Raw genomic sequence first — 20,027 nt, forward strand, 5'->3', positions numbered from 1 at the left:
CTCAACCCCTCTGCAGGCGCATGACATGGGCCGCCGCCGATTCGGCGAGGCCAACAAGATCATAGCCGCCTTCAAGCAGGCTGACGACCCGGTTGCCCGCGGTGCGGCCCGCGATCTCCATCACCTTGCCGGTGGCCCAGTCGAAATCATCGGCCGTGAGATTGATTTCAGCCAGCGGATCGCGGTGATGCGCGTCAAACCCGGCCGAAATGATGATCAGATCGGCCCGCGCCTCTTCAAGAGCCGGCAGGATGCGGGTCTTGAAGGCCTCGCGGAAATGGTCGCTGCCATCATTGACCGACAGCGGCGCGTTGAAGATGTTGCCCTTGCCGGTCTCACGCAGCGCGCCGGTGCCGGGATAGAGCGGCATCTGGTGGGTCGACAGATACACCACGCTGGCGTCGTCATAGAAGATGTCCTGGGTGCCGTTGCCGTGATGCACGTCCCAGTCGACAATCGCCACCCGCTCGGCGCCATAGGCCTTCTGGGCATGGCGCGCCGCGATGGCTGCCTGGTTGAACAGGCAGAAGCCCATGGAACGGTTTATCTCGGCATGGTGTCCAGGCGGGCGCGTGGCCACAAAGGCATTGTCGGCCTGACCGCCAAACACCGCATCAACCGCCGCCATGGCGCCGCCGACCGAAATCAGCGCAGCTTCCATAGCGCGCGGACCCGCCACCGTGTCCTCGTCGATGCGCGCCATGCCGCTTTCGGGGATCGTCGAGCGGATGCGCTCGAGATAGTTCTCGGGATGAACCGTCAGCACGGTTTCCGCCGCAGCCTCCGGCGCCAGATGCCGCACCAGCGGGTTGAAATTCTCATGCTCGAACACGGCCTCAAGGGCGCGCAGCCGGTCAGGCCGCTCGGGATGCCCGGCGGGTACCTCGTGTTCGAGACAGATCGGATTGGAATAATAGAACGTGGTCATCCATCCTATCTAGCGATCAATTGTGGCCGATGCCAGTGGTAGCGCAGAACTCGCACAGATCGCTCCGCATCAATGTCCCCTTCGGTTGAAAAACCAGGCTTATTTTTAGGGAATATTGAACAAAAAGCGAACATGTATAGTCTGAACCGATGACGATTCGGCTTTCAAACACAGCGGCCCGGCGGATCTTTCTGGCCAGGCAGGGGCTTTCCGGCTCTCCGGCCCAGGCCTTGGCCAAGCAGGATCTGCTGGAACTGATCAAGGCGATCGGTTTTGTCCAGGTCGACAGCATTTCCACGGTCGAACGCGCCCACAACCAGATCCTGTTTTCCCGCAACCAGACCTTCCGCAAACGTCATCTGGCCGCTTTGCTGGAACAGGACCGGGAACTGTTCGAGCACTGGACCCATGATGCGGCGATCCTGCCTTCGGCATTCTATCCCTATTGGAAGCACAAGTTCATTCGCAACGAAACAACCATGCGCCAGCGCTGGACCAAATGGCACGGCGAGGACTTCGACAAGGCATTTGGCGAGACCTATGCCCATATTGTTGACAACGGTGCCGTGCTTGCCCGCGAGATAAAGCAGTCAGACCATAAATCCGGCGGCTGGTGGCAATGGCACCCCTCCAAGAAAGCGCTTGAGTACTTCTGGCACACCGGCAAGCTGGCGATCAGCGCGCGGCAGAACTTCCAGAAAGTCTATGATCTGAGCGAGCGGGTCATTCCCGCCGGTCATCTTGAGGCCGAGGTCAGCCATGACCAGTTCATCGACTGGGCCTGCCGCAGTGCGCTCGAGCGGTTGGGGTTTGCCACCCATGGTGAAATCGCCGCCTTCTGGGATTTGGTGTCGCCCGAAGAGGCGAAAAACTGGGTCGCGGCCAACCGTGAGCAGCTTGATGAGGTCGAGATCGAATGCACCGGTGGCATCAAGCCGCGTGCCGGCTATGCGCTTGCGGGATTGTCGTCCAATCCCGATGACTGGCCCGAGCCGCCCGGCCGGGTCCGGGTGCTCAGCCCGTTCGATCCTGTTTTGCGGGACCGCAACCGGGCCGAACGCCTGTTCGGCTTCCGTTACCGTATCGAGGTTTTCGTACCGGAGGCAAAGCGCGAGTATGGCTACTATGTCTTTCCACTGCTTGAAGGGGACCGGATTATCGGCCGTATCGACATGAAGGCCGACCGCAAGGCAGGAACCCTCAACGTCACCCGGCTCTGGCTTGAACCCGGGGTGCGCGCGTCGGCCGGCCGCATGTCCAAACTCGATGCGGAGCTTGCCCGGGTGGCACGGTTTGCGGGTGTTGGGGAGATCGTCTACGCGCCGGGATGGAACGCTGGGTGAAGCCGTCAGATATCAGGGCCTGATCACCAGCAGATCGCCGCTCCCGGTCGCGGTCACGATCTGTCCGTCAACCAGCGCAATCGCTCTGTCGATGGGGCCGGGGAGGGCGATGTCGGCTCTGTCAGACAATGGGAACCTTAGCCGGCGCCGGTCCTGCGAGGGCAGAACCAGCTCTGTCCGGCCGCCAAACTCGCCCACGGCGGAAAGATCGAGTTCGCGCGATCCGATCACGTGGTTGGAGAGATCAAGCGCAATGTCATTGCGCTCTGAAACCGCGCCATCCCTGAAATTGAGCGCAAACAGCCGCCCGCCGATATGCGGCGTCCGCACGCCATAGATCGTAAAGCCGCCATCCGGGCGTGGAACCAGACCGGCAATGTTGAGCCAGCGGTTGGGACGGCCGTTTTCGCTGCCGGCAGCCAGTTCGCGCAAATCACCATCGGCAAGGCCGTAGATCGCCACGCCACCACCGCCGGTGCGAGAAGCCCGTAGTGTGATGATCTCGTTGGTGCCGTTGCCGTCCAGATCTGCAATGCGGGGCGTGATGTCCTCGAACACCTGCGCCTCGGGCAGGATGAGCTCCAGCTCCCGCCCGTCCTGAGTGGCGACCACCAGCGAGCCCGCTTCAATTGCGTCTCCCAGCACTCCATGGGCGTAGCGATTTGTGGGCCGTGCATACCAGGCTCGGCTGATGTCGCCGGACGGGGCCGTTGCGATCTCTCCATCGGGAAGCCCGTTGGCCGGTGCGGGTTTTGGGCCGGTTGGCGCTGTGGCCGGGACCACGCACAAGCCGATGGGATCGGAGCAGGGCACGATGGCCTGATAACGCTCACCCGCGTACACCAGCGCGCCGTCGCCGGTCTCAATGACACGCTGCACCGGCGCGTCTGTCTCAAGCTTTTGAACCGTCTGGGCGAGGCTAGAGGGCGCCGGCAATACGGCCAGCAGCGCCAGACTGATCAATGTCTGGCGCGCCCTTCGCATCAGATGATTTCGGTCGAGGAGATCTGGATGCCGAAGCCTTCCAGCCCCACATAGTGGCGCTCACGCGAAGCGTAGAGCTTGATCGAGGAAATGCCGAGATCCTTCAGGATCTGCGCGCCAAGCCCGATTTCCAGCCATTCGTCATCGCGCGCCTGGGCCTCGGCATGGCCTTCGCCTTCGATGATGGGGCTGCGCCGCGAAGCCTGCTTGCCGACGCCAACCGAGCCTTCGCGCAGATAGACGATCGCGCCACGCCCTTCCTTGGCCATGCGCTGCATGATCGCCGTCATCGGTGCTTCGCTGGAGAACACGTCATCAACCACGGATTCGAGATGCAGCCTGACCGGCACATCGACGCCGTCGCGAATGTCTCCGAAAACAACTGCCAGATGATGCATCGGATCCCAGGGCAGCTTGTAGGAATAGGCCTTGGCCTTGCCCGCGACGGTCTCGACCTCGAAGCTGTCGATGTGCTCGATCAATGTTTCCTTGCGCTGGCGGTAGGCGATGAGGTCTGCCACCGACACCTGCTTGAGGCCGTGCTTGACGGAAAACGCGTCCACCTGCTCGCCGCGGGTGACGGTTCCATCATCATTGACCAGCTCGCAGATCACCGCAATCGGCGGCAGACCGGCGAGCTTGCAGAGGTCCACGGCGGCTTCGGTATGGCCCGAGCGCATCAGCACGCCGCCCTCCCGCGCCACCAGCGGGAAGATGTGGCCGGGGCGGGTAAAGTCGCTGGCGCCGGCATTGGGATTGGCAAGATTGCGCGCTGTCAGCGTCCGGTCATCGGCGGAAATGCCGGTGGTGGTGCCGTGCTTGTAGTCGACCGAAACCGTAAACGCCGTCGTGTGGGCCGAATCATTGTCGGCGACCATCGCCGGAAGGTTCAGCCGCTTGGCTTCCTCGCGCGGCATCGGCGTGCAGACGATGCCCGATGAATGGCGCACGATGAAGGCCATCTTCTCAGGCGTGCAATGCACAGCAGCGACAATCAGGTCGCCTTCATTCTCGCGGCCGCCATCATCGGTGACAACAACCATTTCGCCGGCTTCCATGGCGCGGATGGCTTCAACAACACGGGTTTGATCATAGGACATGGTAATATGCTTTCAGTCGAGGCGGCCGGTCTGGCCGCGGTCTCTCAGATAGTGATCCGCGATCACGCAGGCCACCATGGCCTCGCCGATCGGGACGGCGCGGATGCCCACACAGGGGTCATGCCGGCCTTTGGTTCGCACATCCACCTCATTGCCGTCGGCGTCGATCGAACGCCGGTCATTGAGAATGGATGAGGTGGGTTTGACGGCAAAGCGGGCAACAACGGGCTGCCCGGTGGATATCCCACCCAGAATGCCGCCCGCATTGTTGGACAGGAAAACGGGCTTGCCGTCTTCGCCAATGCGCATCTCGTCGGCATTTTCCTCGCCCGAAATCCGCGCGGCCTCGAAACCGTTGCCGATCTCGACACCCTTGACCGCGTTGATCGACATCAGATTTGCGGCGATGTCCTGATCAAGCTTGGCATAGATCGGCGCGCCGAGCCCGGCGGGCACATTGTCGGCCACCACCTCGATCACCGCGCCGACGGAAGAGCCCGACTTGCGGATGCCGTCGAGATACTCTTCCCAGACGGGAACGATCTCCGGGTCGGGCGCGAAGAACGGATTGGTGTCGACCACCGACCAGTCCCAGTTATCGCGGTTGATCCTGTGTTCGCCGATCTGCACCAGCGCCGCCCGCACGTTCACACCTGGAACGACCAGCCGCGCCAGGCCACCCGCGGCCACCCGGGCGGCGGTCTCGCGTGCCGAGGAGCGGCCGCCACCGCGATAGTCGCGCACGCCGTATTTGACGTCATAGGTGAAATCGGCATGGCCGGGCCGGTAGCGCTTGGCGATGTCGGAGTAGTCCTTGGAGCGCTGGTCGGTGTTCTCGATCAGCATTGAAACCGGCGTTCCGGTTGTCACCATCGTGCCGTCATCCTCGAGCATGACGCCCGACAGCACCTTCACAAGGTCGGCTTCGCGGCGCTGGGTGACGAAGCGGGACTGTCCCGGCTTGCGCTTGTCCATCCAGTGCTGCAGCGAGTCCTGGGTAAACCGCAGTCCGGGGGGGCAGCCGTCCACAACGCAGCCCAATGCCGGCCCGTGGCTTTCGCCCCAGGTGGTGACGCGGAACAGATGGCCGAAAGTATTGTGCGACATGCGGGCGAACCGTGGAGTTTGCGCGGGATCATGCCCGCTTGATGAGTTTGGCGTGACTTCTAGAGGAAATCAGGGCCTTGGGGGAAGTCTTTTTGTTCACAGTGTGTCTCAGGTTCGTCGAATTCGTTGACATCACAATTCATTGTCATTCACATGGTGACGTTAATTCGCCACATTCAGCGCCTTGAAGGTGCGCATAGATTATTTGAGCAGGGACTTCAAAATGCGTATTGCGATTTCCGCCTTGTTGGGCGTTGCAGCCATGTTCGCATCCTTCTCCGCATGGGCGCAGAGCGCTGATGTCGAGGGAACAATAACGGATGTTTCGACCGCAGAACTGACCATCAGCCTGAATGACGGACAAGTCTACCAGGCCCCTTCCGAATTCAATTTTGAAGGGCTGGCGTCAGGCGTGAAGGTTCTGGTGTTTTACACCGAGGTCAATGGCAAGCGGATGATCAACGATCTCGAACTGGTCGAGTGATTTCTGCCTATCGGCGCTGCCATTGAGCCGAATCAGATCCAGCCGATCTGACCGCCATCAATCTTCAAAATCCGGTCCTGCGGAATATCGACCACCGCTGCGTCTTCATCGGGAACCTTGCCGATGCGCTGAAACAGCGTCCGGATCACGCCGCCATGAGCAACGCAAATTGTGGGCCGGTCCACACTCGCCAGGAACTTGTCGGTGCGCTCGGCCAGCATGGCGTAGCTCTCGGCACTATCGCCAGGTGGGCGAAAGCGCCATTTGCCGCGCTCGCGCTCCTTGATCAAGTGCGGCGAGTGCTCGCCGACTTCGCTCAGGGTCTGGCCTTCCCAGTCGCCAAACGACAATTCGATCAAGAGCGGATCCGTCCTGTAGCCGTCCGGGACAAGGCCTGCAGCGGTGCGGACCAGTTCCATGGTTTCGCGGGTGCGCGACATCGGGCTTGAAACCCACTCGAATCCGTCCAGCGGCAGCTCCAGTGGCATTGCGGCAAGGGTCTGGCCATTTGCTCTCGCCTGACCGCGCCCCGTGTCGTTGAGCGGAATATCACGCGCGCCCTGAAGCCGTTCTTCCCGATTGTAATCGGTCTGACCGTGGCGGATCATGTAAAGGAGCATATCAGGCTCTCGATTGGGAACGTGGGGCCTTCGATCCTAAACGACACTTATGTCAGGTGCATCAACCGCTTTCATGCCGACCGTGTGGTAGCCCGAATCGACATGAAGAATCTCGCCGGTCACGCCGCGCGAGAGATCTGACACCAGATACATTGCCGAATCGCCCACTTCATCGATGGTGACCGTGCGCTTGAGCGGCGAGTTGTACTCGTTCCACTTCAGGATATAGCGGAAGTCGCCGATCCCGGAGGCGGCAAGCGTCTTGATCGGGCCGGCTGAAATCGCATTGACACGAATGTTGGAGGCGCCCAGATCAACAGCCAGGTAGCGAACGCTGGCCTCTAGGGCTGCTTTTGCAACACCCATCACGTTGTAGTGCGGCATCACCTTCTCGGCGCCGTAATAGGTCAGCGTCAGGATCGAACCGCCGTCAACCATCAGCGGTTCGGCGCGCTTGGCGACGGCAGTCAGCGAATAGACCGAAATGTCCATCGTGCGGTTGAAGTTTTCGCGGCTGGTCTCGACGTAACGGCCGGTCAATTCATCCTTGTCGGAGAATGCGATGGCGTGAACCACGAAATCGAGCTTGCCCCATTTCGCTTCAAGTTCGGCAAAAACCGCGTCAATGCTGTCAAGATCGGTGACATCGCAATGCCCGGCGACAATTGCGCCCAGATCTGCGGCCAGCGGTTCCACGCGCTTCTTGAGCGCCTCGCCCTGATAGGTCAGAGCCAGTTCAGCGCCAGCGTCGGCGCAGGCCCTGGCGATGCCCCAAGCAATCGAACGATTGTTGGCCACGCCCATTATCAGGCCGCGTTTGCCTTTCATCAGGCCGGAAGTGTCAGCCATTGCAGTCTCCCTCGAAATCATCGCGCTGGCTATGGCACACAGCGCCATATGCTGCAAGCCGCAGCCATCTTCTATGATGGATCACAACTGATTTCCCCCAATAACTGAGGGCATTACATAAACCATGACCGCCGGTTTGAGCGCATCAAGTCTATCAAACGGGAATCTGGCTTCTCGGGCAACAATACCCTGAGATGAACATGCAGAGCCGCGCGCTCGCCATCGGCTGAGGGAAGTCCCTTTCCGGGGATACGGAGCACCGTGTCGGAGCCCGACCATTCCGGTATGGTGATGCGCACCGGACCGTCAAGGCTCATGAAAACGAAAGAGCCGCCGAGAACCGCTTCAGTCAGACTGATTGCGTGTTCGCCATGCAAATCTGCGCCGGCAGCGCGCATCCGGGGATGCTGCGCATGCCGAAGGGTGACAAGAATGTCGCCAAAGGCGTCAGGATCAGGCGATGGCACCCGGACCTCGGTGCCATCCAGGGTGCCCGGAGGCGATGTGAAGCTCACTGTATGGACATCGCCGAACACGATTTCTCCGCGATACCCCGTCAAAGCGGTTTCAAGCGGGATTTCGATCTGCTGATTGGTGAGCGGCGTATCCGATTGCGCGGCGTGCGAATGGTGCCGGCTTTTCCATTTCGCGAACAGCTCATCGAGAGCATCAAGCGGGTCCTCGTCCAGTCCCGGCGCATCCGCACGCTTGCGTTCATTTGTGCTTCCGGTGTCCTGGTCGCTCTGGCGGGCCTGCTTCGCGGCGGCTTCCCCAGAAGATGTGGACGACCATTTCCTCAAAACTGGCTTCATCGGCTGCGTCTTGCGTCTGTGTTTCGGTGTCTTCGCCGTCGTTTTTGGGGGTGCGGGTTTTGGAGCGGGATTTGCGGGATGCGGAGAATGGATTGATGCTGAACCCGCGGGCCGGCTTCGGCCGCCGGCGGCCGCGTGCATCCACTTCACCCTTGTCGAACTTGATCCGGAGATCCGAATCCATCAGCAGCTTGTAGGCCTGCGCGATCTCTGCAAACCGTACGCCTGCACGCGGGTCATCCGGCTTCTGGTCCGGATGCCAGTGCTTCGCGAGTTGCCTGAAGGCACTCTTGATTTCGTCTACGCTGGCGGTCTGGGTGACGCCGAGCACCGTGTACGGATTACGCATGGAACTTTCCCGTATGGGCATCGTACGACAAACCTAGCGACGATTTGCTAACCATCCGTGTATGAAAGCGAGTTTGCGGGAAAAACCGCCAGGGCCGCTGTCGGGCCTCAGTTGCCGGTGCGCTCGAATGTCACCAGATCCCAGGAATCGTCGGGTCTTTGGCAGACCTTGCCGTCAAACAGGGCGACGCCGTCAAAGGCATGGCGGGTGGTTTGAAACTGCCGGCAGGCCCGTGATCCATCAGAAATTTTGGAAATTCCGGTGATGACCCCGGCCGAACCGGTCAGTGCGTTCGACCAGGGATGGGCACCGGCCAGCTCCGACGCGCCCAGACTGCCTGCGAGATCGCGCACCACGGTCTCATCTGACATGATCTCGGCTTCCGCCGACAATGGCGCCACCGCGCTGGTGGTCACAGGGTCAACGGTCAGGGCAGACACCACGCTGTCCCGACCGCTCATGCATCCGCCGGCAATCAGTGCAAGCGGAAGCACCAGCGCCAAAGGCGCGCGGATGGCGATCCGGCTCTTTCCGCTTCTGTATGCTTCTGTTAGGTCACTGGTCACCGATACACCGCTCCGATCCGGAGAATTGAGGAAAGAGTATGGCCGAAACAGGGTTAACGACTGGTGACTTTACCGAAGCGCAGGAGCCTTATCGGCTGTTTGCAAGCTGGCTTGAAGAGGCCACTGGCTCGGAGATCAATGACCCCAATGCACTTGCTCTGGCCACTGTGGACACGGACGGAATGCCCAATGTGCGCATGGTTCTGCTCAAGGGGTTCGATGAGCGCGGGTTCGTCTTCTACACCAATTTCGAAAGCCAGAAGGGCCGCGAAATCCTTGGGTCGATGAAGGCTGCAATGTGCTTTCACTGGAAAAGCCTGCGCCGCCAGGTTCGGGTGAGAGGGCCGGTGGAACAGGTCAGCGACGCCGAGGCCGATGAATACTACGCTTCCCGCCCGCGCGGCAGCCGTATCGGCGCCTGGGCGTCAAAGCAGTCGCGCCCGCTGGAAGGCCGTTTTGCGCTGGAAAAGGCGGTCGCCGAATATACGGCAAAGCACGCGGTTGGCGAGATCCCGCGTCCGGAACACTGGTCCGGTTTTCGCATCCTGCCGCAGTCGATCGAGTTCTGGCACGACCGGCCGTTCAGGCTACATGACCGGGTGGTCTTCAATCGCAGCCAGGATGACTGGGACAAGACCCGGCTCTATCCCTGAGATCAGCCTGTAAGCGCGAAGGGAATGCCTGAGGCAAGCGCGCCGACATAGCGGCCCTTCTGATAGTAGCCATTGAGAGAGATGCGCGGCATTGAATACCGCGAGGCAAGGCTCTGCTCTGTCAGCACCCCGGGATTGGTCGTCACTGCAAGCGAGAAGCCCAGCTCTTCAGCCGCCTGATACTCTCGCTGGCATGCCGCGCAGCGGTCGCCATAGGGGTAAGCCAAGGTGCTGGGTTTTGCCCCGGTGATCTGTGCAACGCGCTCCGCGGAGCGGTCGATCTCTTCGCGCATCCGCGACGCGTCGGTGTGGGCAAGATTGATGTGGCTGATGGTGTGCGCGCCGAGGCTTGCAAGCGGCCTTTGCGCAAGCACTTCAAGCTCGGCTTCGTCCATGACCTCCCGGTCAACGATCCCGGTCGGGCAGATTCCCGCCGCGCGTGCCCGGCGGTCCAGCTGGGCAATGATGTGATCCTGCTCGGTGCAGGACAGCGCCTTGTGCAACCGGTCAAAGGTGGCATATTTCTCCAGCATCGTGCGTGTTGAATAGCTGGTCTCGCCATCACCAAAGTCGAAATCGAACTGGTCGACACGGCCAATCAGCTCTTCCGCGGTCTTCCACCAGATCGAGTGGGTCCGGTCGACAAAGCCACCGGATATGAAGATCGTGTAGGGGATCTCGTGTTTCTCAAACACCGGGCGGGCGTGGACATCATTGTCGCGATAGCCGTCATCCAGCGTGAAAACCATCGCCGGTCCCGGGCGGTCGGGCTGCGCCAGATATGCCTGGAGATCCTCAAGCGCCACGGGGACATAGCCAATCGACTTGAGCTTGGTAATGCTGGCGTCGAGAAACTCCGGCGTGATCGCCAGGTGCGCGACCGGATCGAACTCTTTTTGTTGAGCGGGCCGCACATGATGCAAGGTGAAGATTGAGCCCAGCCCTCGCGCGCCCGGCATCATCTTGGACTTCGCCATCAACGACACGACCTCCAGCCCGCCCTGAATGGCAGCCCGTTTGATCATGCGTCGTGCAGCGACAGTGTGGGGTCCGTGCATAAATCCGATCCAAAAGCGCGGTAAGGCGGAGTTGGGACCAAGCTAACAGACGCGGCTTAACCGTTGTTGAATCAATCTCCAGTTGCTTTTGGCAACGCCTGGGAGTGTCCGGTTTCAGCGAAACACGCTCATTGCGCGAGCAACAATCGCGGAACTCTTATGCCTGGGTGCCACCCACTGTCATGGCGTTCATCAGCAGATGTGGCTGGCCCACGCCGACCGGCACGCTCTGGCCTGCCTTGCCGCACATGCCGATGCCGGTGTCGAGCGCTGAATCATTGCCGACCATGGCGATCCGCTGCATTGCTTCCGGACCGTTGCCGATCAGCATAGCGCCCTTGACCGGTGCCCCGATCTTGCCGTCCTCGATCATGTAGGCCTCGGTGCAGCCGAACACGAACTTGCCCGAGGTGATGTCGACTTGGCCGCCGCCGAAGGAGACCGCGTAAAGCCCCTTCTTGACTGACGAGATCATATCTCCCGGGGTCCGGTCGCCGGACAGCATATAGGTGTTGGTCATCCGCGGCATCGGTTGATGCGCATAGGACTGGCGCCTGCCGTTGCCGGTCGCCTTCATGCCCATCAGCCGGGCATTCTGGCGGTCCTGCATATAGCCGACCAGAATTCCATCCTCGATCAGGACATTGTAGCCCGATGGCGTGCCTTCGTCGTCCACCGACAGTGAGCCGCGGCGGCCTTCGATGGTTCCGTCATCGACCACGGTGACGCCCTTGGAGGCCACTCGCTCGCCGAGCAGGCCGGCAAAGGCCGACGTTTTCTTGCGGTTGAAGTCGCCCTCGAGCCCATGGCCGACAGCCTCGTGCAGCATGACGCCGGGCCAGCCCGCGCCAAGCACCACATCGAGCGTGCCGGCAGGCGCCGGCACCGCATCAAGATTGACCAGGGCCTGCCTCAGCGCCTCGTCAGCGCCGTGACGCCAGCTTTCCTCTGTCAGGAAGTCGCCAAACAATTTGCGCCCGCCCATGCCGAAGGAGCCGTTTTCCTGCCGGTCGCCGACGCCTGCCACTACCGAGATGTTGAGCCGTGTGAGCGGCCGCACATCGCGCACCCGGTGACCGTCGGCACGCAAGATCTCGACCACCTGCCAATTGGCCGCGATCGAGACCGACACCTGACGGACCCGCTCGTCCTTGTTTCGCAGGTAATGATCAATCGTCTGCAGCAGCTTGACCTTGTCCTCGAACCCGGGCGAGGCGAGGGGATTGTCAGCTGTGTAGAGCAGTTTGTTGGTCCGCTGCGGTGCTGCCGAATAGGTACCGGTGGCGCCGCGCGTGACGGCAGAGACGGCGTCGGCGGCGCGTTTCAGGGCGGATTCGGACAACTCGCCTGCGTGGGCATAGCCAGAGGTTTCGCCAAGCACCGATCTCAGGCCGAAGCCGCGGTCGGTCGCATAGGCGCCCGATTTCAGCTTGCCATTGTCGAACACCAGCGATTCGGTTTCCTCGTATTCGAGATAAAGCTCGCCATCATCCGCGTCTTTGAGCGCATCGGCGACGATCCGCTCGACATGAGCTTCCGAAATGTCGAACTGGCTGGTGAGCGCGTCTTGCATGGTCGGGATCCGTTCTTGTCTCGTTAAACCAACATATAGGTGGTCAATTCGCGATTGGAACCGTGGGGAAAAGTGCCAAGGCCGGAAGCTGACGGGTTTTCGTCACGCCCAGGCCGGCGGCCTTACGGCAGCGAGGCGTATCCGTCGGTAAAGCCTGACAGGTCTACCGGGATGCCGATGCCCTCTTCCGGCGTCTGGAACACGATGAAGGTTGCTGTGGTTCCGGCCCGCAGCGTGGTCAGCAGGGTCTCGTCCAGGATTACCTCGGCATAGCAACCATCCGAGAAGCAACGCACGAAATAGGCCCGTCCGATGTCCTTGCCGTCGACATTGAGACCCAGGCCCGATGGCAGCAGCACCCCGAGAGGCGCCAGCACGCGCAGGATGCGGGCCTGCTGATCGGCAGTCTTGAGCACCACCACCGAAAGCCCCACTTCGGGCCGGTCATCGGCGATGACATTTTGCATCAGGGCGCACTGTTCGCTCGGAGCACCCGCAGGCGTGTCGCACACGATCGACCAGGCACCATGCGAGGATTTGACCTGGCCGGCTTGTTGGGCCTGTGCCTGGTGCGCAGCTGTAAGCATAACAAGCAGCCCTGCAGCCAGCGCAAAAGCAGTTTTAAAATTCAAAGAGAATGCCATTTCAACTCCACGGAGCCGCCGAATCATTGCACAGTTTGTAAGTCCACAGCGCAAAATTGGAACCCTTAGCGGCAACTCTGTGCTGTTTTCTGCGGCAAAAATGCGGCTCCTGCCCATTCTTGCGGCCATCGGAAGCATATTAGTGGTCCCTGCGACACTGTTGCAGATGGCTTCAAGCCCCGTTTCGCGCCAGTTTACAGCTCGATGCAATGTGCAAAACACCACTGAAACCAGTTTCGCGCAAAAATGCCGCATCATACACAGGTGACGACGGTTGCGGGCAGTGCCATTCTGTGGTTTGAAGCGCCGATCATATTGAGGGATTCCGTCTGCGCATGCAGATGGCACGACACTCGAGGGAGACTTGACGTGACCAACAAGCTTTTTGCAGGGCTTGCAGCGTTTGCTTCGCTGGGCGCCAGCTCGGCCTACGCCGCGCAGCCAGTTGACTGGCAGATGACTTTCCAGCCTGCAGCAACCGAAATCATGGCTCAGATCCGTGGTTTCGAGGTTTACACACTCTGGTTCATCATTCCGATCACGCTGTTCGTTCTCGGACTTCTGGTCTACGTGATGGTCAAGTTCCGTGCCGGCGCCAATCCGACGCCATCGAAGACCAGTCACAACACTGCCATCGAGGTGGTTTGGACACTCGGACCTGTCGTCATTCTTCTGGCGATCGCCATTCCGTCCTTCAATCTCCTGACAGCGCAATATTCGCCACCGCCAGCTGACATGACCATCAAGGCCACCGGTTACCAGTGGTACTGGGGTTACGAGTATCAGACCGAAAACGAACTGTCGTTTGACGCCCTGATGCTGCAGGAAAGCGATCGCGCCGATTATGGCAAGGAAGATGTCGCTGCCTATCCCCGCTTGCTGGCCGTCGACAATGAAGTTGTTGTCCCCGTCGGCAAGACTGTGCGCCTGCTGGTCACCGCCGCCGATGTGCTGCACGCCTTTGCCATGCCGGCCTTCGGTGTAAAGATGGATGCCGTGCCCGGACGCCTCAACGAGACCTGGTTCAAGGCTGACGTTGAAGGCCTCTATTACGGCCAGTGCTCTGAGCTTTGCGGCAAGGACCACGCCTATATGCCGATCGCCATCCGCGTTGTGTCCGAGGAGCAGTTTGACACCTGGCTCGCTGCCGCGGCCGACGATGTCGAGGCTGCCAATCAAAATCTGATGGCTGCCATCGATACCGCCAACAAGTCGGTCGATGTTGCCGCTACCGTCGAAAATTAAGAGAGGGGACTGAGAGCAATGGCCGGTTCAACTGTCGCTCATGACCACGATCACAAGCCCCAGGGCTTTGTGCGTCGCTGGCTGTATTCCACCAACCATAAGGATATCGGTACCCTTTACCTGATCTTCGCGATCATCGCGGGCATCATCGGCGGGCTGCTCTCCATCGCAATGCGCATGGAATTGCAGGCGCCGGGCATCCAGATTTTCCATGGTCTCGCGTCCATGGTCTACGGCGTCGACGGCGACGCCTCGATCGACGCGGGCAAGCACATGTACAATGTGTTCACCACCGCTCACGGCTTGATCATGATCTTCTTCATGGTGATGCCGGCCCTGATCGGCGGCTTCGCCAACTGGATGGTTCCGATCATGATCGGTGCGCCGGATATGGCGTTCCCGCGGATGAACAACATCTCGTTCTGGCTTCTTCCGCCTGCCTTCATCCTGTTGCTCCTGTCGATGTTTGTCGAAGGACCTGCGGGCGCCATGGGTGTTGGCGGCGGCTGGACCATCTACCCGCCGCTTTCGACCTCAGGTCAGCCTGGCCCCGCGATGGACTTTGCGATCCTGTCGCTTCATGTTGCCGGCGCCTCGTCGATCCTTGGTGCGATCAACTTCATCACCACGATCTTCAACATGCGTGCGCCGGGCATGACCCTGCACAAGATGCCGCTGTTTGCCTGGTCGGTGCTGATCACCGCATTCCTGCTTCTGCTGTCGCTGCCGGTTCTGGCTGGCGCCATCACGATGCTTCTGACCGACCGCAACTTCGGCACGGCCTTCTTCGCGCCGGATGGCGGCGGTGACCCGATCCTGTTCCAGCATCTGTTCTGGTTCTTCGGCCATCCGGAAGTCTACATTCTGATTTTGCCGGCGTTCGGCATGGTCAGCCACATCGTGTCGACCTTCTCCAAGAAGCCTGTGTTCGGCTATCTCGGAATGGCTTACGCCATGGTCGCCATCGGTGCGGTCGGCTTCATCGTGTGGGCTCACCACATGTACACGGTCGGCCTGTCGCTCAACACGCAGCGCTACTTCGTCTTCGCCACCATGGTGATCGCGGTGCCGACAGGCGTGAAGATCTTCTCCTGGATTGCAACGATGTGGGGTGGTTCGATCACCTTCCGCACACCGATGCTCTGGGCCATCGGCTTCATCTTCCTGTTCACCGTTGGTGGTGTGACCGGAGTGCAGCTGGCAAATGCCGGTCTCGACCGCGCCATGCATGACACCTACTACGTGGTTGCCCACTTCCACTACGTGCTTTCGCTGGGTGCCGTGTTCGCAATCTTTGCCGGCTGGTACTACTGGTTCCCGAAAATGTTCGGTTACATGTACAGCCCGCTGATCGCGCGGATCCACTTCTGGGTCACCTTCGTGGGCGTCAACCTGGTGTTCTTCCCGCAGCACTTCCTGGGTCTGGCCGGCATGCCGCGCCGCTACATCGACTATCCGGATGCTTTTGCCGGCTGGAACGCCATATCGTCCTACGGGTCCTACATTTCCGGTATCGGCGTGCTGATCTTCCTCTTCGGTGTCTGGGAAGCCTTCGCCAAGAAGCGCGTTGCCGGTGACAACCCCTGGGGCGAGGGTGCTACCACGCTGGAATGGCAGCTGTCATCGCCTCCGCCTTACCACCAGTGGGAAAAGCTGCCGCGCATCAAGTAACATGCGCCGCCGATGAGAATTCCAGACCGCCGGAACCTTCCGGCGGTCTGGTCGCAAATCCCGGGTCAAAACCCGGTCCCCGGCCATAACCCTGGGGCAAGAGGGAAAGACGTAACGCCGATGTCAATGACCAATGAACATGATGGGCTTGCCGGACCAGCCATGCTGGACGGTGATGCAGGCGACTACTTCGCGCTCCTGAAGCCGCGCGTGATGTCGCTTGTGGTCTTCACAGCCTTCGTAGGAATGCTGCTGGCTCCCGGAGAGATTCATCCGGTGCTGGGTTTTCTCGCCATTGTCTGCATTGCCGTGGGGGCAGGCGCATCCGGTGCGCTCAACATGTGGTACGACGCCGATATCGATGTCTTGATGGGCCGCACGGCCAAGCGTCCGGTTCCCGCCGGCAAGGTGTCCGCTGAGACGACGCTGGCTTTTGGCCTGTTCCTTTCGGTGTTTTCGGTTGGTGTGCTCGGTTTGACCGTGAACTGGCTTTCGGCCGGACTGCTTGCCTTCACCATCTTCTTCTACGCCGTCATCTACACGATGTGGCTCAAGCGCTCGACGCCGCACAACATCGTTATCGGTGGTGCAGCCGGAGCCTTCCCGCCGATCATCGGCTGGGCCTGTGTCACCAACTCGATTTCGATTGAGAGCATCGTTCTGTTCTCGATCATCTTTCTCTGGACGCCTGCGCATTTCTGGGCTTTGGCGCTGTTCAAGTCCGCCGATTATGGCCGCGCTGGCGTGCCGATGCTTCCCAATGTTTCGGGTGAGCGTGCCACAAAGCATCAGATCGTTCTCTATGCGGTTTTGACTGCGATCAGTGGCGTTGTCCCCACCCTGATGGGGTTCGCCGGTATCGTCTACGGTATCGTTGCTGCTGCTCTCGGAGTTGCGTTCATCTGGTACTCGGTCAAGACCTGGCAGATGCCTGATGGCGACGAGAAGATGATCCCGGCAAAGAAGCTGTTCGGCTACTCGCTGCTCTATCTGTTCGGTGTCTTTACCGCACTTGCTGTGGATGGGCTTGTCGCCAAGTTCTTTGGCGTGGTGGCGTGATCATGGACCAGGTGGAACTCACAGAGCAGCAGAAAAAGGCAAGGCGTTCGCGTTCGGTGGCGCTTGCCGTGGTCCTGGCGCTGCTGGTGATCATTTTCTACGCGGTGACGATCGTCAAGATCGGCCCCTCGATTCTTGACCGGCCGTTGTGAGGAGCGAGATGAGCACCGATTCCGACCAGACCAAGAACGTAAAAGGCAACTCGAACCGCCGGGTTGTGATTGCCTGTTCAGCGTTCGTGGCGTCGATGCTCGGCGTCAGCTATGCCGCTGTCCCGCTTTACGAATTGTTCTGCCAGGTCACTGGCTATGGTGGAACCATTCAGCGCACCGAACAGCTTTCAGACACCATTCTGGACCGTACCGTAAAGGTCCGTTTCGATGCCAACACCGCCTCGGGCCTTCCGTGGGATTTCAAGCCGGTTCAGCGCGAAGTGGAAGTCCGCATCGGCGAGACAATTCTCGTCAATTACACTGCCACAAATACTGCCGATATCTCGACCACCGGCCAGGCGACCTTCAATGTCACGCCAATGGCCGCAGGCGCTTATTTCAACAAGGTTCAGTGCTTCTGCTTCACCGAAACCGAACTCAAACCCGGCGAATCGATGGAAATGCCGGTGTTGTTTTTCGTGGATCCGGAGATTGTTGAGGCTGCAGAGACGCAAAACATCGACGCAATCACGCTATCCTACACCTTCTTCCCGCATGAAACGGAAAAACCCGTTGCGGCGGCGGCGGTGCAGGTGCAAGACAACAGTAACTTGTAAGACCAATATTGCTTCGGACGTCTTGGTTCGGGGCGGGAAAAGATGACTATCGGGGAAATACGATATGGCCGACGCACATCAAAAACACCATGATTATCACATTATCGATCCCAGCCCCTGGCCGCTGATTGGATCGATCGGGGCGCTTGTGATGGCGCTTGGCGCAATCGGCTGGATGCAGGGCCTCAATGGAGCGGATTCGCTTCTGGGTCTTCCGATCACCAATCCGGTGCTTTTCTTCGTTGGTTTGGCCATCGTTCTCTACACGATGTTTGGCTGGTGGGGCGACACCATCAAGGAAGCCCATGAAGGTCACCATACCCGTGTCGTCGGCCTGCACCTGCGCTATGGCATGATCATGTTCATCGCCTCGGAGGTGATGTTCTTCGTGGCATGGTTCTGGGCATTTTTCGACGCCAGCCTGTTCCCTGATGAAGTCCATCAGGTGGCCCGCGCCGCCTTTACTGGTGGTCAGTGGCCACCGGCCGGCATCGAGGTTCTCGACCCGCTTCACCTGCCGCTCTACAACACCGTGATCCTGCTGCTGTCCGGCACCACTGTGACCTGGGCGCACCACGCGTTGCTGCACGGCGACCGCAAGGGCCTCGTATACGGTCTGACGCTCACCATAATCCTTGGCCTGATCTTCTCGTCCGTCCAGGCCTATGAATACTCGATCGCTCCGTTCGACTTCACGGATTCGATTTACGGCGCGACCTTCTACATGGCCACAGGCTTCCACGGCTTCCACGTGCTGGTCGGAACCATCTTTCTGGTCGTCTGTCTGATCCGGGCCATGCGCGGGCACTTCACGGCAAAACAGCATTTCGGCTTCGAAGCGGCTGCCTGGTACTGGCATTTCGTTGACGTGGTCTGGCTGTTCCTGTTCTTCGCGGTCTACGTCTGGGCATCCTGGGGTGCGCCGATTTACCACCACTGAGGCAGACCCGAATTCATGTAGCGTGGGGCGGCAGGGCAACTTGCCGCCCTGCGCGTTTTGAGAGTGTGTTTCAAAAACCCGCCGATCGGAGACTGCAGTGACCAAGGACCAAGCCCATTATCCACCCGTTGACGCGGTGTCGGTCGGTCTGAGCGGACGCTGTCCGCGTTGCGGCGATGGCGCGCTGTTTGCCGGTTTCCTCAGTGTCAAGCCGGCCTGTGGCGCTTGCGGGCTGGATTACAGCTTTGCCGATGCCGGCGACGGACCAGCGGTCTTCGTCATCATGATTGTTGGCTTCATTGTTGTTGGCCTGGCGCTTTGGCTCGAGGTCAATTACAGCCCCGCACTCTGGGTGCATCTGATCATGTGGATCCCGCTGGCGACCGTGTTGTCGCTTGGTCTGTTGCGAGCTCTCAAGGGGCTGATGATCGCGCTTCAGTACCGCAACAAGGCGGCTGAAGGTCAGATCGATCATGGTTGAAGCAACACACAAAGCGCCGCGCACTCCAGCACGCGTCTGGATCGCCATTGTGCTGGTGCCGGCGGCTCTCGTTGTGCTGGCTGCGCTTGGCACCTGGCAGGTCCAGCGCCTGATCTGGAAAGAGAACCTGTTGGCCGCGATTGAACAGCGCAGCCAGGCCGAGCCGGTCGGCTTGCCGGAAATCCAATCTGCGCTTGCGGCATCAGAGCCGATTGAATACCGCACCGCTTTTGCTGTCGGACGGTTCCTCAATGCCGGCGAACAGCATTTCTTTGCCACCTTCAATGGGCAGAGCGGCTTTTATGTCTACACGCCGCTCGAACTCGCCGATGGCCGTTTCCTGTTCGTCAATCGCGGCTTTGTGCCCTATGACCTCAAGGAGCCTGCGACCCGGCCCGAAAGCCTGCTGGAAGGCGAGCAGCGCATCAACGGTCTGGCCCGAGAAAAGCTCGAACAAAAGCCATCCATGGTGGTTCCGGACAATGACGAGCAGGCAAACATCTACTACTGGAAGGATCTCGACCTTATGGCCGCCAGGGCCGGCCTGCCGGCCGACAAGGTCTTGCCGTTCTTCCTTGATGCCGACGCCACGCCGGTTCCCGGCGGGCTGCCAAGGGGCGGTGTCACGGTGATCGATCTGCCGAACAATCATTTGCAATACGCGATCACCTGGTACGGGTTGGCGCTTGCACTTGTTGCAGTGAGCCTTTTCGCCTGGTTGAGACGAAAATCCTGATTGCATCTGGCACCTGACCGCTCTGACATGGTACCGGGAATGACGGCAATCCGACG

Annotated in this window: 23 protein-coding genes; 11 read left to right on the forward strand and 12 right to left on the reverse strand. The window is 60.1% G+C overall.

Features of this window, described 5'->3' with window-relative positions; all coding sequences use genetic code 11:
• Nucleotide 1 precedes the first annotated feature (1 nt).
• Nucleotides 2-928, reverse strand: a complete 927-nt coding sequence (locus tag HPDFL43_RS06410; RefSeq protein WP_007196473.1) for a histone deacetylase family protein — start codon at nt 926-928, stop codon at nt 2-4.
• A gap of 149 nt (nt 929-1,077) precedes the next feature.
• On the opposite strand from HPDFL43_RS06410, the gene HPDFL43_RS06415 reads away from it, so the two are divergent.
• Complete coding sequence (locus HPDFL43_RS06415) at nt 1,078-2,271, forward strand: winged helix-turn-helix domain-containing protein (RefSeq protein WP_007196474.1); 1,194 nt, start codon at nt 1,078-1,080, stop codon at nt 2,269-2,271.
• 12 nt (nt 2,272-2,283) lie between these two features.
• On the opposite strand, the gene HPDFL43_RS21305 is transcribed toward HPDFL43_RS06415, so the two are convergent.
• From HPDFL43_RS21305 to aroC, 3 genes are read right to left on the reverse strand one after another with little or no spacing between them, the layout of a single operon-like run.
• On the reverse strand, nt 2,284-3,255 hold the full coding sequence (locus HPDFL43_RS21305; RefSeq protein WP_007196475.1) for a hypothetical protein: 972 nt from the start codon (nt 3,253-3,255) through the stop codon (nt 2,284-2,286).
• The gene (gene ribB, locus HPDFL43_RS06425) at nt 3,255-4,355 is read right to left on the reverse strand and encodes a 3,4-dihydroxy-2-butanone-4-phosphate synthase (RefSeq protein WP_007196476.1); all 1,101 of its coding nucleotides are present in this window, start codon (nt 4,353-4,355) and stop codon (nt 3,255-3,257) included. The genes HPDFL43_RS21305 and ribB overlap by 1 nt, the downstream gene beginning before the upstream one ends.
• Before the next feature lie 12 nt (nt 4,356-4,367).
• Nucleotides 4,368-5,462, reverse strand: coding sequence for a chorismate synthase (gene aroC, locus HPDFL43_RS06430; protein WP_007196477.1), 1,095 nt, complete (start codon nt 5,460-5,462; stop codon nt 4,368-4,370).
• A gap of 223 nt (nt 5,463-5,685) precedes the next feature.
• On the opposite strand from aroC, the gene HPDFL43_RS06435 reads away from it, so the two are divergent.
• Complete coding sequence (locus tag HPDFL43_RS06435) at nt 5,686-5,946, forward strand: DUF1344 domain-containing protein (RefSeq protein ID WP_007196478.1); 261 nt, start codon at nt 5,686-5,688, stop codon at nt 5,944-5,946.
• Between the two features lie 32 nt (nt 5,947-5,978).
• Here the strand turns inward: HPDFL43_RS06435 and HPDFL43_RS06440 are convergent, their stop codons facing one another.
• The 5 genes from HPDFL43_RS06440 to HPDFL43_RS06460 form a co-directional block, all read right to left on the reverse strand.
• Nucleotides 5,979-6,566 (reverse strand): histidine phosphatase family protein, encoded by a 588-nt coding sequence (locus HPDFL43_RS06440; protein ID WP_007196479.1) that lies wholly within the window; start codon nt 6,564-6,566, stop codon nt 5,979-5,981.
• Between the two features lie 36 nt (nt 6,567-6,602).
• Nucleotides 6,603-7,415, reverse strand: coding sequence for an enoyl-ACP reductase FabI (gene fabI / locus HPDFL43_RS06445; RefSeq protein ID WP_007196480.1), 813 nt, complete (start codon nt 7,413-7,415; stop codon nt 6,603-6,605).
• Between the two features lie 113 nt (nt 7,416-7,528).
• Nucleotides 7,529-8,227: a J domain-containing protein gene (locus tag HPDFL43_RS21310; RefSeq protein ID WP_169743231.1), complete on the reverse strand. Its 699-nt coding sequence runs from the start codon at nt 8,225-8,227 to the stop codon at nt 7,529-7,531.
• Nucleotides 8,130-8,576, reverse strand: coding sequence for a J domain-containing protein (locus HPDFL43_RS06455; protein ID WP_052093166.1), 447 nt, complete (start codon nt 8,574-8,576; stop codon nt 8,130-8,132). Before HPDFL43_RS06455 ends, HPDFL43_RS21310 begins: the two co-directional genes overlap by 98 nt.
• Before the next feature lie 107 nt (nt 8,577-8,683).
• A complete protein-coding gene (locus HPDFL43_RS06460; protein ID WP_052093167.1) occupies nt 8,684-9,142 on the reverse strand; it encodes an RT0821/Lpp0805 family surface protein in 459 nt (152 codons plus the stop codon).
• Nucleotides 9,143-9,180: 38 nt separating this feature from the next.
• On the opposite strand from HPDFL43_RS06460, the gene pdxH reads away from it, so the two are divergent.
• Nucleotides 9,181-9,795, forward strand: coding sequence for a pyridoxamine 5'-phosphate oxidase (gene pdxH, locus HPDFL43_RS06465; protein ID WP_040449103.1), 615 nt, complete (start codon nt 9,181-9,183; stop codon nt 9,793-9,795).
• Between the two features lie 2 nt (nt 9,796-9,797).
• Here the strand turns inward: pdxH and HPDFL43_RS06470 are convergent, their stop codons facing one another.
• The 3 genes from HPDFL43_RS06470 to HPDFL43_RS06480 all read right to left on the reverse strand — a co-directional run bounded on the left by HPDFL43_RS06470 (nt 9,798) and on the right by HPDFL43_RS06480 (nt 13,013).
• A complete protein-coding gene (locus HPDFL43_RS06470) occupies nt 9,798-10,853 on the reverse strand; it encodes a polysaccharide deacetylase family protein (RefSeq protein ID WP_052093168.1) in 1,056 nt (351 codons plus the stop codon).
• A gap of 157 nt (nt 10,854-11,010) precedes the next feature.
• Complete coding sequence (tldD, locus tag HPDFL43_RS06475; protein WP_007196483.1) at nt 11,011-12,426, reverse strand: metalloprotease TldD; 1,416 nt, start codon at nt 12,424-12,426, stop codon at nt 11,011-11,013.
• Nucleotides 12,427-12,548: 122 nt separating this feature from the next.
• Nucleotides 12,549-13,013: an invasion associated locus B family protein gene (locus tag HPDFL43_RS06480; RefSeq protein ID WP_483423440.1), complete on the reverse strand. Its 465-nt coding sequence runs from the start codon at nt 13,011-13,013 to the stop codon at nt 12,549-12,551.
• Nucleotides 13,014-13,439: 426 nt separating this feature from the next.
• On the opposite strand from HPDFL43_RS06480, the gene coxB reads away from it, so the two are divergent.
• From coxB to HPDFL43_RS06515, 8 genes are all read left to right on the forward strand, one after another.
• Nucleotides 13,440-14,315 (forward strand): cytochrome c oxidase subunit II, encoded by an 876-nt coding sequence (gene coxB, locus HPDFL43_RS06485; RefSeq protein ID WP_007196485.1) that lies wholly within the window; start codon nt 13,440-13,442, stop codon nt 14,313-14,315.
• 18 nt (nt 14,316-14,333) lie between these two features.
• The gene (gene ctaD / locus HPDFL43_RS06490; protein WP_007196486.1) at nt 14,334-15,986 is read left to right on the forward strand and encodes a cytochrome c oxidase subunit I; all 1,653 of its coding nucleotides are present in this window, start codon (nt 14,334-14,336) and stop codon (nt 15,984-15,986) included.
• Between the two features lie 120 nt (nt 15,987-16,106).
• Nucleotides 16,107-17,045 carry a heme o synthase gene (locus HPDFL43_RS06495; RefSeq protein WP_007196487.1) on the forward strand — a complete coding sequence of 313 codons (939 nt, stop codon included), beginning with the start codon at nt 16,107-16,109 and terminating at the stop codon, nt 17,043-17,045.
• A 2-nt stretch (nt 17,046-17,047) separates the two neighbouring features.
• Nucleotides 17,048-17,197, forward strand: a complete 150-nt coding sequence (locus tag HPDFL43_RS22105) for a hypothetical protein (protein ID WP_169743232.1) — start codon at nt 17,048-17,050, stop codon at nt 17,195-17,197.
• A gap of 8 nt (nt 17,198-17,205) precedes the next feature.
• Entirely contained in the window at nt 17,206-17,814 is a 609-nt protein-coding gene (locus tag HPDFL43_RS06500; RefSeq protein WP_007196489.1) for a cytochrome c oxidase assembly protein, read from the forward strand.
• Between the two features lie 64 nt (nt 17,815-17,878).
• Entirely contained in the window at nt 17,879-18,754 is an 876-nt protein-coding gene (locus tag HPDFL43_RS06505) for a cytochrome c oxidase subunit 3 (RefSeq protein WP_007196490.1), read from the forward strand.
• Between the two features lie 97 nt (nt 18,755-18,851).
• Nucleotides 18,852-19,235 carry a DUF983 domain-containing protein gene (locus HPDFL43_RS06510; RefSeq protein WP_007196491.1) on the forward strand — a complete coding sequence of 128 codons (384 nt, stop codon included), beginning with the start codon at nt 18,852-18,854 and terminating at the stop codon, nt 19,233-19,235.
• Nucleotides 19,228-19,971, forward strand: a complete 744-nt coding sequence (locus HPDFL43_RS06515; protein ID WP_007196492.1) for an SURF1 family protein — start codon at nt 19,228-19,230, stop codon at nt 19,969-19,971. The genes HPDFL43_RS06510 and HPDFL43_RS06515 overlap by 8 nt, the downstream gene beginning before the upstream one ends.
• Nucleotides 19,972-20,027 lie beyond the last annotated feature (56 nt).

Source organism: Hoeflea phototrophica DFL-43 (assembly GCF_000154705.2).
Taxonomy (GTDB): Bacteria; Pseudomonadota; Alphaproteobacteria; order Rhizobiales; family Rhizobiaceae; genus Hoeflea; species Hoeflea phototrophica.